Origin of the sequence: Lentzea alba, from assembly GCF_011067745.1 — a bacterium.
Classification (GTDB): Bacteria; Actinomycetota; Actinomycetes; order Mycobacteriales; family Pseudonocardiaceae; genus Lentzea; species Lentzea alba.
In genome coordinates this window covers 12,408-26,520 of sequence record NZ_JAAMPJ010000017.1, presented here as the reverse complement: position 1 = coordinate 26,520, position 14,113 = coordinate 12,408, and the positions used below count along the sequence as shown (strand labels likewise).

Genomic DNA, 14,113 nt, shown 5'->3' with positions numbered 1-14,113 from the left:
GCTTGCCGGGGGGAACGCGGGGGCCCCGCGTTCCCCAGAAGGAAACGAAAGGCCCCCGCGTTTCCTCCGGCAAGGGGGGTGGGGCTGTCCCTACCCCGGGGAGTCAGGGACACCTCAGGGTTTGCTCGGGGGAGTTCCCCATTGGTTGATCAACGCGTTCACAAGAGACTTTTGTCGTGATCGAGTCGGGGGCGAAAAGACGGGGACTGGTGGTCGGGGGACTGGTGTTCTCACTGGTTCCGATTTTCTACCTGCATGTCGTGTCGGCAGGTCAGCTCAACCCGGTCACGGACGTCATCAGCGACTACGTGTTCGTGAACAACGGCACGGGTTGGCTCGCGGCGACATCTCTTAGTCTCGCGGCCGTCTCGGCGTTGCTCGCCGTCAACCTGCGCGGAGTAGGCAGGTCAGCGCAGTGGCTGATCGGCATCTGGTCGGCAGGTCTGACCGTGTCGACGATCTTCCCGACCGACCCGACGGGAGCGCCGACCTCGTTGTCCGGCTACGTCCACCGGTACGCCGGCGCGGTGATGTTCATGGCGTTGCCCGCGGCCGGCGTGCTCATTGCCCGCAAATTTCCGGCTCTGCTCGGTGTCGCAATAACGGCGACCGTGTCGAGCGCGGCGTTTCTGGTCAGCCACGTTTCGTTCGCCGGTTTTGAGGCGCGCGGGCTCACCGAACGCGTTTTGTTCGCATCGCTGTACGGACTCCTTTTCGCCATTGCGGCACTACAGGTGAGGCGCACCTCATGACCCTGCTCGCCATCACGCTCGCGGTGCTCGGTGCCGTGGCCTTCGCGCTCGCGGCGCGGCTGCAGCACGACGCGGTCGCCGAGACCGGCGCCCGCGTCAGCGTCCTCACGCAGCCGCGCTGGCTGGGCGGGCTCGCCCTGCTCATCGCCGGTGCGGGTGTGCACGCGGCCGCGCTGGGCATGGCGCCGCTCACCGTGATTCAGCCGATCGGCGTGCTCGCGATCGGGATGACCGCGTTGATGGACCGCCGTTTCCGCGAGTTGCCGGCGATCCTGATCACGACCGTGGGCGTGGGTGCGTTCGTGTTCCTCGCGTCCGGCAGTGCGACCTCAACGCGGGTTGTGCCCGATGCCGAACTCACGGCCGGTTTCGTGGTTCTCGGCGCGATCGCGGTGCCTGGAGTGATCGCCGCACTCACGACGAACGCGCGCGTTCGTGCCGTGGCGTTCGCATCGGCCGGTGGCGTCGCATACGGGTACGTGTCCGTGCTCATGCGCGCCGTCTCGCAGTCGGTGCAGCAGGGCGGGTTCGGGCTCTCTCACATCGCGTCCGTGCTCGGCATCGCTCTCTCGCTCGCCGTCGGTGGCTGGCTGGTCCAGCACGCCTACGCCGGCGGGCCCCCTCATCTCGCCGTCGCCTGCCTGACCGTGGTGGATCCACTGGTCGCGGTCGGCATCGGTGCCTTCCTGCTCGGCGAGGCCGCGCACCTGTCCGTGTGGACCGGCGCCGCGCTGATCGCCTGCGCGCTCGCCGCCGCCGGCGGTGTGTTCGCACTCGCTCGTCAACCTCGTGTCTCTCTTCGATCGGAGCTTCCCGTGAACACCTCCAGCGCGCTGCGCGTCGTCATCGCCGCCGACACGTTCCCGCCGGACGTCAACGGAGCGGCGCGGTTCGCGCAGCGCCTGGCCGTCGGTCTGGCCGGCAAGGGCCACGACGTCCACGTCATCGCCCCGGACTCGCCCAAGGCCACCGAGATCGAAGGCGTGACGGTGCACCGCCTGCGTTCGCACCGGCTGCCGTTCTACCCGGACTTCCGCTTCTGCCTGCCGTGGCAGGCCTCCCGCGAGGCGGACGAGTTGATCAAGTCGTTGAAGCCGGACGTCGTGCACGTCCAAGCGCACTTCGTGGTGGGCCGGTTCGTCCTGAACTCCGCCGTCGCTCAGGGCATTCCCACGCTCGCCACGAACCACTTCATGCCGGAGAACCTGTTCAGCCACGCGCACGTGCCGTCGTTCCTGCAGGGCCTGGCGAGCAAGTTCGCCTACCGCGACCTGGCGCGCGTGTTCGGACGGGCCGACATGGTCACCGCGCCGACGCCGCGGGCCGTGCAGTTGTTGCACGAGAGCGGTTTCCCTGAACGCGCGGTGCCGGTGTCGTGCGGTATCGACATCGCGCGCTACCAGCGGTCCGTGACGCACAACGACCGGCCGACCGCGTTGTTCGTCGGGCGGTTGGACGAGGAGAAGCGCGTCGACGAGTTCCTGCGCGCCCTGGCCCGCGTGCCCGGCGCGTTCGGTGAGATCGTCGGTGACGGCACCTGCCGGGCCGAGTGGGAGCTGCTGGCCCGCGACCTGGGCATCACGGACCGCGTGAAGTTCCACGGGTTCGTGTCGGAGGACGAGCTGCTCGACGCCTATGCCCGCGCGGACCTGTTCGTGATGCCCGGTGTCGCCGAGCTGCAGAGCCTCGCCACGATGGAGGCGATGGCCGCGGGCAAGCCGGTGATCGCGGCGAACGCGATGGCGCTGCCGCACCTCGTGCACCACGGCCGCAACGGCTGGCTGTTCGAGCCCGGCGACGTGAACCAGCTCGCCCAGCGCCTGCACACGCTGGTCCACGACGAGCCGATGCGGGGCCGGATGGGCGCGGCCAGCAGCGAGATCATCTCGCACCACGCGCTCGCGGCCACTCTGGAGCGCTTCGAGGGCCTCTACGCGCGAGCGATGGGCCGCACCGCGCCCGTCATCGCGCTCGCGGCCTGATCGCCAGGGGGACGGCGGCGGTCAGCGTTCGTCGGCGGGGAAGTCCGCCGACGCGCTGACCGCCGCCCACTTCTGCGTTTCGGCGGTCCTGCGCGCCTCGGCCGCCAGCACCGTCTCGACGGCGGCGGCCCCCAGCACGAGGCGGCGCGGCGGAGCGTCCGAGGCGACGACGTCGAGGATCACCCGCGCCGCACGGGCGGGGTCGCCCGGCTGCACACCGTCGTTCTCGTCGCGGTAGCGGTTGATCGCGCCGACGGTCTCCTCGTAGTCGGGACCGACCTCGTGGCGGACCATCGAGGAACCCTGCCAGTCGGTGCGGAACGCGCCCGGTTCGACGATCACGACCCGCACGCCGAACGGCGCCACCTCGCTCGCCAGCACCTCGGAGAAGCCCTCCACGGCGAACTTCGCGGTCTGGTAGGCGCCCATGCCCGGCGTGCCACCCGCGCGGCCGCCGACGGACGAGAACTGCACGAACGTGCCGGAACGCCGGCTCCGCAGCACCGGCAGCGCCGCGCGGGTCACGTTCACGACACCGAACAGGTTCGCCTCCACCTGGGCGCGAAAGTGGGCCTCGGTCATCTCCTCGATGGGCGCGCTGTCGGCGTACCCGGCGTTGTTGACGACCACGTCGAGCGAGCCGAACGCCTCGACGGCCTGCTCGACCGCCCGGCGGGCCGCGGCCGGGTCGGTGACGTCCAGCGCGACCGCCCGCACCCGGTCCGGGTACCGCGTCACCAGATCTTCGAGCTGCTCCGGTCGCCGTGCGGTCGCGACGACCCGCTCGCCCGCGTCGGCGGCGGCTTCGGCGAGCGCGCGGCCGAAACCCCGCGACGCTCCGGTGATGAGCCAGGTGCTCGACATCGTCCACTCCCTCGTAAGTGTCACTTTCTATGACACTTACGACGCTGGAGGCGGCGCGAAAATGCCCGGCGCGGGCATGGCGCTCGTCACAGGACGGGTGGGTCGGGTGTCGACGCCGTGCGGGAGTATTTCGACGACGAGTGCTGCGGATCAGGCGCCGACGCCGTGCAGGAACGTCTCGACCACGAGCGCGGCCGCCGGACCGGGCTGGAGCGCGGGCATCTCCTGCGCGACCGTGTGCAGCTGCGTCTGCAGCACCCGCAACGCCCAGCCGCCGGGCAGGCCGGGCGCGAGCACGCCCGCCTGCTCGGCGCGGCGCAGGAAGTCGTCCATCCGCGCGTCCAGCTCCTCGCGCCGCCGCCGGATCGCCGGGTCGGCCACCGCGCGGATGTCGACCGGCCAGTCGCGGCTCAGCCGGATGCCTCCCTCGGCGAACGCGACCAGGGCGTCGCGCACCGGCCGTTCGTCGGCGAAGGTCGCGTCGATCAACGCCTCCAGCTCGTCCAGCCGGGCGCGGTAGACCGCCAGCAGCAGGTCCTCGCGCGACTCGAACCGCCGGTAGACGGTGCGCTTGTCCACGCCGGCCTCGACGGCGACGTCGGTGATCCGCGCGAGGGGATCCGCCGAGAACACCCGTGCGGCGGCGCGGAGCACCGCTTCGACGTTGCGCGACGCGTCGGCTCTCATCCGCGCCGGCCCAGCTTCGTCCCGATCTCCTGCGCGACCACGAGTCCGTTGTGGGAGAGGGAGAGCTCCGCGGGGTGCTCGCCCTCGCCCCGCACGAGGAACCGGTACAGCGAGGCGTGGCCCTCCAGCCGTTCGTGCAACGTCTTCGCGATGTCGCACCCCTCCGGGTAGATCGCCGGAATCGCCTCGCCGACCAGCTGCGTGCGGATCCGGCGGCGTTCCACCCTGGGCACGTACCAGGACGTGATCAGCAGCAGCGTCAGGCCGAACACCAGCGCCGTGCCGATCACCGCCTGCCAGCCCCACCCGCTCGGCCCGATGATCAGCAGCACGTCGGCGACCGCGAGGTAGACGACGCCGTAGACCACCGCCCAGCCCGCGGTCGCGGCGGCCGGCGGCTCGGCGCGTTCGGTGCCCCAGACGCCCTCGACCCGGCGCCAGCGTTGCAGCGACTTGCCGCCGGACAACGCCATCCACGTCCCGAACGCTCCACAGAGGACGGAGGTCGGGATCACCAGCCACGGCTTGGTGTGCAGCTCGAACTCCCAGACCGCCCAGACGATCCCGGCCGCCGCCACCGCCACCGCGGCCTGCTTCCACCGGCGTTTGACGATCTCCCACGGCCTGAAGTCGGCCAGCACGGCGAGCGGTGTGCGGATCGGCGCCGGCAGCGAACCGAGGACGAGCAACGCCGCGACGACCAGCGCGACCCCGGCCACCGTGACCGTGCCCGTGGTGATCTGCGAGCGGTCGTCGGGCAGCCTGTCGACGGCTATCGCCACCAGCGGGATCACCGGTGAGAGCAACACCAAGCCGTGCAACATCGTGCCGCTTCGCAGTGCCGCGTAACCGAAAGCGGCGAGCAGGCTGGCGGCACCGATCGCCGCGCCCGGCCCCGCCGCCCACGTCGGCAGCAGGCCGAACAACGCCATCACGACGAGCGCGCCACCGACCGCGAGCCCGAGCAACCCCAGGAACTGGGCGAGGTTCCCGCCTCTGGTCAGGCCGGTGATCGTCCAGTAGGGCAGCAGGGCCGCACCGCGCACGGTCCGGGTGATCGGCCGGACCGCGGCGAGCCCCGACCGTTCGGAGTCGGCGACCGTGACCGCGACGGCCGCGGCGGTCGCGGCCGTGCGGATCATCTGGTCCGACGCGGCTTCCTGGGTGAGCGGTTCGCGGCCGATTCCCGCGCGGTCGAAGGCGTCCAGCGCGGTCATGCCGAGCGTGACCGTGTGCTCGTGGGGATATTCCAGGCGCCGCAACAGGTCCGCGTGCTCCTCCAGGAACAGCTCGCCGCGCGAACGCTGGTCCGCGCCGTCACCGCGGTCGGCGATGATGGCCGCGCGCAGCCGCGGCAGCTCCTCGCAGATGATCCGCCAGTGCAGGCCCCACGCGGCCAGTTCGGCGAGCTTCATCGACGACGGCGACAGCTCGCCCTCCGCCGCGTAAATGCCCGCGAGTTCGGCCTTGGCCTCCTCGGCGCACCGAGCCACCTTGATCGGCAGCTCCGGCCCGAACATCGCCCTGATGACCTCGTCGACCACGGCCGCCGCGCGTTCTTCCGGCGTGCGCTGGTCGCCCGCCGGACGGCCGAGCGTGTCCATCCGGCGCAGCCGGCGCGGGTCGAACAGCACCCGGCACAGCATCGTGGCGCCGTCGAGCCGCCCCCAGATCCAGTCGTTGACCCGCCAGGACCGCTTGAGGAACCCGGAGAACCGCGACAGCGACGCCCCGCCCGCCTTGTCGTCGGCGGTGATCGACTGCTGCGCGAACGCGTTGCGCGTCTGCAGCGACACCTGCACCAGCTCGACCGGCGTGTCCAGCCCGGTCGACGCGTCGTCGGACAGGCAGGTCCCGGCGACCTCCAGCGCGAGCAGCCGGCTCAGCCACCGTTCGTTCGCGCTGAGCCCGGCCTCGCCCCGCGTGCTTCCGGTGTCCAGCAACGCTTTCCACGGCTCCAGGCCGCCGAGCCGCAGCCGGTGCTCGTCGAGGCCGCCGATCACTTCCTGGGCCTCGCCGACGATCCGGCCGATCTCGGCGACCTGCGCCTTGACCTCCAAGCCGAGGTGCCCGTCGATCATGTGCTCGTGGTAGCTCGCGAGCCGGCCGGTCCAGTACGTCTCGCCGAGCGAGTCGGACGGCTTCCAGGCGAACAGCTCTTCCCTCAGGCGCCGCAGTTCCGCGCGCACCTGGTGCAACTCGCGGCGGGCCGCGGCGATCTTGTCCGCGCTGCCGTCCGGCGCCACCCACACCAGCCGCTTGAGCACGTCGAGTGCCGACGCGCCAAGGCGTTCGGCCATCGTGATGCCCCACTCCCAGCCGACGTCCTCCCGGCACACTGGCGCGGGAAGCCTGACGCCGGGCACGTACGGCAGCACCCCCTGCTGCTTCTTCCACTTGCGCTGCGCCGTTTCCGCCGCACGCCGAGCCCGTTCGAACGACCAGTTGCACGGGTTGCCACCGGGAATCGTGAACTGCTGCGTCGTCACCTGCCGGGCCGCGAGCCGGATCTCGACGTCCTCGTAGTGGCCGAAGAGCTTGTCCGCCAACGAGTACACCTCGTCGACGACGTTCTCGTCGCTCGCGTGCAGGCGTTCCAGCAACGCCATCCGGCCGCCCCTGCTCGACGCGGCCCGGCGGTTGTGCTCCTCGATCTTCTCGACGTACGTCCGGTTCGCCTGGCTCGACATGGCTCCCAGCAGCTTGCCGCCGGAGCTGACCGTCGTCAGCCCCTTGTCGAGCGTGTCGGCGCGCGGCTCGGAGCCGAGCGGTTCGGCGTGCGGGAACACCAGCAACATGACGCGCCGGACCGGTCCGTCCGCGGGCATGCGGTCGATGGCCTCGAGGGCTTCCTTCGTGGGCGTGTTCACCAGCACGCCACCGTCGACCGCGAATCTGCTCCGGTCGCCGCCGTTGGCCCAGCTCGCGACGTCCGCCATGTCCGGGCGGTCCGGCGTCGCCTGACCGCCGACGGGGATGAAGCTCGGCTCGAACGCGAACGGGAAGCTGGCACTGCTCCGCGCGGCCAGGGCGAGCTGCAGGACGCGGTCGTCGAGCGCCTCCGGCGTGAAGTCGTCCCTGGTCTTCTCGCTGACCCAGGTGTACGGGTCGCGGCGGAACGAGAACGAGCCCTGGTGCACCGACTGGGTCAGCGGCTGGCCCAGGTCGTCGTAGGTGATCGTCGGGACGCCACCCAGCAGCGTGGTCGTGATGCGCAGGTCGATCGGGCGCTCGTCCGGCGGGCTCGGGTCGAAGTCGGCGGTCAGCCGGGCCAGCGCCTCCTGCAGCCTCGGCAGGAAGAACTCGTCGCCCTTGAGCAGGCTGGCGGGCGCACCCCGGAACGGCGTCCTGAGCAGCTGTTCCATCCGGCCCTGCTCGGCCCACAGGTCCCGCAGCCTGCTCAGGTCGGCCTGCTTGTTGACCTGCGACAACGCCAGCGCGGCCCCGTTGATACCGCCCGCCGACGTGCCGGCGATGACGTCCGCTCTCGCGGTGCAGCCGACCAGGTCGAGCAGCGGCTGGTACGTGGTTCCCGCCCTGGTCAGGCGGTCCAGTTCGAGGACCACCCCGCCCATCCACACGGCCAGGCTCACCCCGCCGTTGAGCACGACGGCGAACCGGACCTCTTCCCGCGACATGGGTTGCTCGGACATGCCCACATCACCCCCTCAGCGTCGATCTTCCCCTGTGTACGAGGTCGTCCGCCGAAGGGTTGTGGTTACTGACCCGATCGGGCCATCACACCGGGTCGGACTTGAGGAACGGCCCCACCCGCTTGCGCGCGATCAGCACGCAGATCGCGAACGTGATCACCGCACCCGCCACCGCCTGCGGCACCGTGTACGCGCGCCCGTCGAAGGCGGACCCGGTGGGCGGCAGGATCACCGCGATCGCCGCCGACGTCACCATCGCGAACAGCCGGAACTTCGGGCCCACCACGGCCGTGGCCAGCGGAAGTGCCGCCCACAGCACGTACCAGGGCTGCAGCACCGGTCCGAGCACCAGGATCGCGCCCAGCGCCGCGCCCAGGCCGTTCATCGACTTGATCCGGCCCTTGAAGGCACGCCACAGCAGCACAATGGTGATCACCACGGAGATGCCCTGGCCGAGCAGGCGGGTCAGCGCGATCATCGACTCGGTGTGGTTGCCCAGCCCGAGCATGATCCCGGTGCCGGCTCCCAGGAAGCCGAGAGCGGTCGGCGGCGACATCCACGACTTCACCGTCTCGGCGACGTTCAGCGTCTCGATCCACCCGAATCCGAACCCGGTGCCGAGGCAGATCGCCACCACCCCGACCGCGGCTATCACCGTCATGATCCCGGCGACCAGAGCCAGGTGTTTGAGCTCCCCGCCGAGCTTGCGCGCCACCATCACCCCGAGGAACCCGAGCGCCGCCATCGCGGGGATCTTGACCATCGCCCCGCACACGATGATCGCCGCGCCCAGGGTGATCCACCACCACTTCAACGGTTCCAGGCCGCGCATCGCCAGTTCCAGGCCGACCAGCATGAGCCCCAGGGCAAGGCCGTCGTTGTGCACGCCGATGACGACGTGGAACAGCACCAACGGGTTCAGCGCGCCCAGCCACAACGCGCCGACCGGCGGCACCCCGAAGCGCGCGGCCAGGCGCGGCAGTGCCCACACGATCATCGCCAGGCCGCACAGCACCAGCAGGCGGTGCACGAACACGCCGGACACCACGTGGTCGCCGGTGATCATCGCGGTGACTCGGCCGAACGCCAGGAACAGCGGGCCGTACGGCGCGGGCGTCTCACGCCAGATGTTCGGCACACCGCGGGTGAGGATGTGGTCGACGCCCAGGGCGTTGGCCGGACCCAGGACGTACGGGTCGAGGCCGCGCGCGGCGATCTCGCTCTGCGCGAGGTACGAGTAGACGTCGCGGGAGAACATCGGCACGCAGAAGACCAGCGGAACGGTCCACATCAGCAGCGTGCGGTCCATCTGGCTGCGCGAGACCAGCCTCGGTCTACCGGGGCGGACGAACCGGCCCAGCGCGAGCCAGGCCGACACGATCATGAAGATGCCCGTCCAAACGACCCCCATCGCGACGCTGGGCATCCTCGAGAAGAGCCCGAGCAGCGGCACGCCGTAGAGCGGCGAGTAGATGGGTGCGGCGCCTCCGCCGAGGGACCCGACGGTCAGGAGAAGCGCGCCGATCGTGCCCCAGCGACGGACGATGTCCAGCTGGCGACGCTCTCGACCGTTCAAGAGGTCGCTCTCCGGAGTCGCGGCTCCGCCGTTGGTGGGCATGGCCGCAGCGTATCCAGCCCGGTTCAGCCGTGAGTCAGGTCACCCTGTGACCGCGATCTTTGCGACCTCAGGCTAAATACGCAACACTGGTGTTGTGAAAAACGCCGAGACCAACCTTGACGCCGTGCCACAGCACGACGGCAAGACTCGGCGTGCCGTCGCCAGGCTCCTGCTGGAGCAGGGTCCGGTCACCGCGGCAGCCGTCGCGGAGGAACTGGGCATCAGTCCCACGGCGGTGCGCCGTCACATCGACGCACTGCTCGCGGACGGCGAGGCGATCACGAGGGACGCTCCGCGCCAGACCCAACGCGGTCGTGGCCGTCCCGCGAAGCTCTTCCTGCTCACTGATGCCGGACGCGCCCAGTTCGGCCACGCCTACGACGACCTCGCGGTCGCCGCGATCAGGTTCCTCGCCCAAACGGGTGGGGAAGAGGCTGTGCGCGCCTTCGCGCAGAGCCGTGTCGACGCGCTCGTGGACCGGCACCGGACGGCGATCGTGGCCCAGGCCACACCCGCCGAACGGGCCAAGGCCCTTGCGACCGCGCTGACCAGGGAGGGCTACGCTGCGTCGGCCCGTCACGTCGGAGTGGGCGAGCAGTTGTGCCAGCACCACTGCCCGGTAGCTCACGTGGCGGCTGAGTTCCCTCAGCTGTGCGAGACCGAGACGGAAGTTTTCGCGACCCTTCTCGGTTCTCATGTTCAGCGCCTCGCGACGATCGCAAGCGGCCACGCCGTGTGCACGACGCACATCCCGAACGTTCAGCCCGGCTCTGCCGGAAAGCTCATCCCAGATGATGGAGGGGAGCCCGCATGACTGCCGCTGCCGAGCAGCGCACGCCCACCACGGTGCAGTCTCCGCTCACGCAGGAAGAGACCATCGCGTCTCTCGGCAACTACGAGTTCGGCTGGGCCGACTCGGACGTCGCCGGCGCGAGCGCCCGCCGAGGCCTCAGCGAGGACGTCGTTCGCGACATCTCGGCGAAGAAGGACGAGCCCGAGTGGATGCTCGAGTACCGGTTGAAGGCGCTCAAGCTCTTCGACCTCAAGCCGATGCCGAACTGGGGCGCCGACCTCTCTGGGATCGACTTCGACTCGATCAAGTACTTCGTGCGGTCCACCGAGAAGCAGGCCACCAGCTGGGAGGACCTGCCGGAGGACATCAAGAACACCTACGACCGGCTGGGCATCCCCGAGGCGGAGAAGCAGCGCCTCGTCGCCGGTGTCGCGGCTCAGTACGAGTCCGAGGTGGTCTACCACCAGATCCGCGAGGACCTCGAGGAGCAGGGCGTCATCTTCCTCGACACGGACTCGGGTCTGCGTGAGCACCCGGAGCTGTTCAAGGAGTACTTCGGCTCGGTCATCCCGGCCGGTGACAACAAGTTCTCCGCGCTGAACTCCGCGACCTGGTCCGGTGGCTCGTTCATCTACGTGCCGAAGGGCGTGCACGTGGAGATCCCGCTGCAGGCCTACTTCCGGATCAACACCGAGAACATGGGCCAGTTCGAGCGCACGCTGATCATCGTCGACGAGGGTGCCTACGTGCACTACGTCGAGGGCTGCACCGCGCCGATCTACTCGTCCGACTCGCTGCACTCGGCCGTCGTCGAGATCATCGTGAAGAAGGGCGGCCGCTGCCGCTACACGACGATCCAGAACTGGTCGAACAACGTCTACAACCTGGTCACCAAGCGCGCCAAGGCCGAAGAGGGCGCGACCATGGAGTGGGTCGACGGCAACATCGGCTCCAAGGTGACCATGAAGTACCCGGCCGTCTTCCTGATGGGCGAGCACGCCAAGGGCGAGGTCCTCTCGATCGCGTTCGCGGGCGAGGGCCAGCACCAGGACGCCGGCGCCAAGATGGTCCACATGGCACCGCACACCTCCTCGACCATCGTGTCGAAGTCGGTGGCGCGTGGCGGTGGCCGCACGTCGTACCGCGGCCTGGTCCAGGTCAACAAGCGGGCGCACCACTCGAAGTCCACGGTGAAGTGCGACGCGCTGCTGGTCGACACCATCAGCCGGTCGGACACCTACCCGTACGTCGACGTCCGCGAGGACGACGTCGCGATGGGCCACGAGGCCACGGTCTCGAAGGTCTCCGAGGACCAGCTGTTCTACCTGATGTCGCGCGGCCTCAACGAGGACGAGGCCATGGCGATGATCGTGCGCGGGTTCGTCGAGCCCATCGCGCGCGAGCTCCCCATGGAGTACGCCCTCGAACTGAACCGCCTGATCGAACTGCAGATGGAAGGGGCCGTCGGCTGACATGGCCGCCCTGTCGACTCAACCTCACTCCCACGGAGCTGTCGTTCCCGTCGCCTCGCGCGCAGAGCACTTCACGTCGTACGACGTGGACGCGTTCGAGGTGCCGGGCGGCCGTGAGGAGATCTGGCGTTTCACGCCTCTCAAGCGTCTTGCCGGTCTGCACTCCGGCGCTGCGGCAACGGGTTCCGCTGCCGTCGAGGTGAACGCCGCCGCCGGTGTCACCGTCGAGACCGTTGGTCGCGACGACGAGCGCCTCGGCAAGGCGGGTGTTCCCGGCGACCGCGTCGCGGCGCAGGCGTACACCTCGTTCTCGCAGGCCACGATCGTCACGCTGCCCGGCGACGCGAAGTCCGAGCCGACCACCGTCACGGTGACCGGCGCGGGCTCCGGCTCCGTCTCGTACGGCCACATCCAGATCAAGGCCTCGCAGTTCGCCGAGGGCACCGTGATCCTGGACTTCCGCGGCTCCGGCGCGTACGCGGACAACGTCGAGTTCCTCGTCGCGGACGGCGCACACCTCACGGTGATCGCCATCCACGACTGGGCCGACGACGCCGTGCACGTCTCGCAGCACCACGTGAAGCTCGGCCGTGACGCCACGATCAAGCACACCGTGGTCACGCTCGGCGGCGACGTCGTGCGCGTGACGCCGGTCGTGCAGTACGCGGGTCGCGGTGGCGACGCGGAGCTGTTCGGTCTGTACTTCGCGGACGCGGGGCAGCACCAGGAGCACCGGCCGTTCATCGACCACGGACAGGCCAACTGCCGCAGCAACGTCGTCTACAAGGGCGCGCTGCAGGGCGAGGGCGCGCACGCCGTGTGGATCGGCGACGTGCTCATCCGCGTGGCGGCTGAGGGCACCGAGACGTTCGAGCTGAACCGGAACCTCATCCTGACCGACGGCGCCCGCGCCGACTCGGTGCCGAACCTGGAGATCGAGACCGGCGAGATCGAGGGTGCGGGCCACGCCAGCGCCACCGGCCGGTTCGACGACGAGCAGCTGTTCTACCTGCAGGCGCGCGGCATCCCGGAGGACCAGGCACGACGGCTCGTCGTGCGCGGCTTCTTCCAGGAGCTGATCGCGAAGATCGCCGTCCCCGAGGTGCGCGAGCGCCTCGAGGCCGCCATCGAGGCAGAGCTCGAGGCGGTCGGCGCGTGATCAAGGTGTGTGCACTGTCCGAACTGGACAACCGCAAGCCGTTGGCGGCCAGCGTGGACGATGTCGACATCGTCCTGGTGCGCGACGGCGAGCGGGTGCACGCGCTCGCGGATCTGTGCTCGCACGCCGCGGTGTCGCTGAGCGAGGGCGAGGTCTCCCGCAAGGGGATCGAGTGCTGGTTGCACGGGTCGTGCTTCGACCTGGAGACCGGCAAGCCCTCGTCGCCGCCCGCCAGCGAACCGGTCGACGTCTACGCCGTCGACATCCGTGACGGCGACGTCTTCGTCGACGTCACCGTCACCACGAACTGACTTCTAGCTACACCACCAGGAGAACGGCAAGTCATGGCCACCCTTGAGATCAAGGACCTGCACGTCTCGGTCGTCAGCGAGGACGCTCCCAAGGAGATCCTCAAGGGCGTCGACCTGACGATCAAGGCCGGCGAGACCCACGCCATCATGGGCCCCAACGGCTCCGGCAAGTCCACGCTGTCCTACGCGATCGCCGGGCACCCGAAGTACACGATCACCTCGGGCACCGTCACGCTCGACGGCGAGGACGTCCTGGAGATGTCCGTCGACGAGCGCGCCCGCGCCGGCCTGTTCCTCGCCATGCAGTACCCGGTCGAGGTTCCCGGCGTCTCGATGTCGAACTTCCTGCGCACCGCCGCCACCGCCGTGCGCGGCGAGGCCCCGAACCTCCGCCACTGGGTGAAGGAGGTCAAGGGTGCGATGGCCGACCTCGACATTGACCCGGCGTTTGCCGAGCGTTCGGTGAACGAGGGCTTCTCCGGCGGTGAGAAGAAGCGCCACGAGATCCTGCAGCTGGGCCTGCTCCAGCCGAAGATCGCGATCCTCGACGAGACCGACTCCGGCCTCGACGTCGACGCGCTGCGCGTCGTGTCCGAGGGCGTCAACCGCTACAAGGCCTCCGGTGAGGTCGGCGTCATGCTGATCACGCACTACACCCGGATCCTCAAGTACATCTCGCCGGACTTCGTGCACGTGTTCGCCGGTGGCCGCATCGTTGAGTCCGGTGGTCCGGAGCTCGCGAACCAGCTCGAGGCCGAGGGTTACGTGAAGTACACCGGGTCCAAGGAAGCCGCAGCCCTTTCGTAGCGTTACAGGTGTTGA

Annotated in this window: 11 protein-coding genes; 7 read left to right on the top strand and 4 right to left on the bottom strand. The window is 69.7% G+C overall.

The features are described 5' to 3' along the window. Window positions 1-176: 176 nt before the first annotated feature. Together G7043_RS42625 and G7043_RS42620 are read left to right on the top strand one after the other, a co-directional pair. Window positions 177-752: a DUF998 domain-containing protein gene (locus G7043_RS42625; protein WP_313888358.1), complete on the top strand. Its 576-nt coding sequence runs from the start codon at window positions 177-179 to the stop codon at window positions 750-752. After that, window positions 749-2,734: a glycosyltransferase gene (locus tag G7043_RS42620; RefSeq protein WP_166054534.1), complete on the top strand. Its 1,986-nt coding sequence runs from the start codon at window positions 749-751 to the stop codon at window positions 2,732-2,734. The genes G7043_RS42625 and G7043_RS42620 overlap by 4 nt, the downstream gene beginning before the upstream one ends. A gap of 21 nt (window positions 2,735-2,755) precedes the next feature. On the opposite strand, the gene G7043_RS42615 is transcribed toward G7043_RS42620, so the two are convergent. From G7043_RS42615 to mptB, 4 genes are all read right to left on the bottom strand, one after another. Next, on the bottom strand, window positions 2,756-3,598 hold the full coding sequence (locus tag G7043_RS42615) for an oxidoreductase (RefSeq protein WP_166054531.1): 843 nt from the start codon (window positions 3,596-3,598) through the stop codon (window positions 2,756-2,758). Window positions 3,599-3,748: 150 nt separating this feature from the next. After that, complete coding sequence (locus G7043_RS42610; protein WP_166054529.1) at window positions 3,749-4,285, bottom strand: TetR/AcrR family transcriptional regulator; 537 nt, start codon at window positions 4,283-4,285, stop codon at window positions 3,749-3,751. Then, entirely contained in the window at window positions 4,282-7,938 is a 3,657-nt protein-coding gene (locus G7043_RS42605; RefSeq protein ID WP_166054527.1) for a patatin-like protein, read from the bottom strand. The genes G7043_RS42610 and G7043_RS42605 overlap by 4 nt, the downstream gene beginning before the upstream one ends. Before the next feature lie 85 nt (window positions 7,939-8,023). Continuing rightward, window positions 8,024-9,556: a polyprenol phosphomannose-dependent alpha 1,6 mannosyltransferase MptB gene (gene mptB, locus G7043_RS42600; protein WP_166054525.1), complete on the bottom strand. Its 1,533-nt coding sequence runs from the start codon at window positions 9,554-9,556 to the stop codon at window positions 8,024-8,026. A 124-nt stretch (window positions 9,557-9,680) separates the two neighbouring features. On the opposite strand from mptB, the gene G7043_RS42595 reads away from it, so the two are divergent. From G7043_RS42595 to sufC, 5 genes are read left to right on the top strand one after another with little or no spacing between them, the layout of a single operon-like run. Then, on the top strand, window positions 9,681-10,370 hold the full coding sequence (locus tag G7043_RS42595) for a helix-turn-helix transcriptional regulator (protein ID WP_313888357.1): 690 nt from the start codon (window positions 9,681-9,683) through the stop codon (window positions 10,368-10,370). Further along, window positions 10,367-11,821, top strand: coding sequence for a Fe-S cluster assembly protein SufB (sufB, locus tag G7043_RS42590; protein WP_166054523.1), 1,455 nt, complete (start codon window positions 10,367-10,369; stop codon window positions 11,819-11,821). The genes G7043_RS42595 and sufB overlap by 4 nt, the downstream gene beginning before the upstream one ends. A gap of 1 nt (window position 11,822) precedes the next feature. Then, window positions 11,823-12,980, top strand: a complete 1,158-nt coding sequence (sufD, locus tag G7043_RS42585; RefSeq protein WP_166054521.1) for a Fe-S cluster assembly protein SufD — start codon at window positions 11,823-11,825, stop codon at window positions 12,978-12,980. Next, entirely contained in the window at window positions 12,977-13,291 is a 315-nt protein-coding gene (locus tag G7043_RS42580) for a non-heme iron oxygenase ferredoxin subunit (RefSeq protein WP_166054519.1), read from the top strand. Before sufD ends, G7043_RS42580 begins: the two co-directional genes overlap by 4 nt. Window positions 13,292-13,324: 33 nt before the next feature. Next, the gene (gene sufC, locus G7043_RS42575; RefSeq protein ID WP_166054517.1) at window positions 13,325-14,098 is read left to right on the top strand and encodes a Fe-S cluster assembly ATPase SufC; all 774 of its coding nucleotides are present in this window, start codon (window positions 13,325-13,327) and stop codon (window positions 14,096-14,098) included. Window positions 14,099-14,113: the final 15 nt, after the last annotated feature.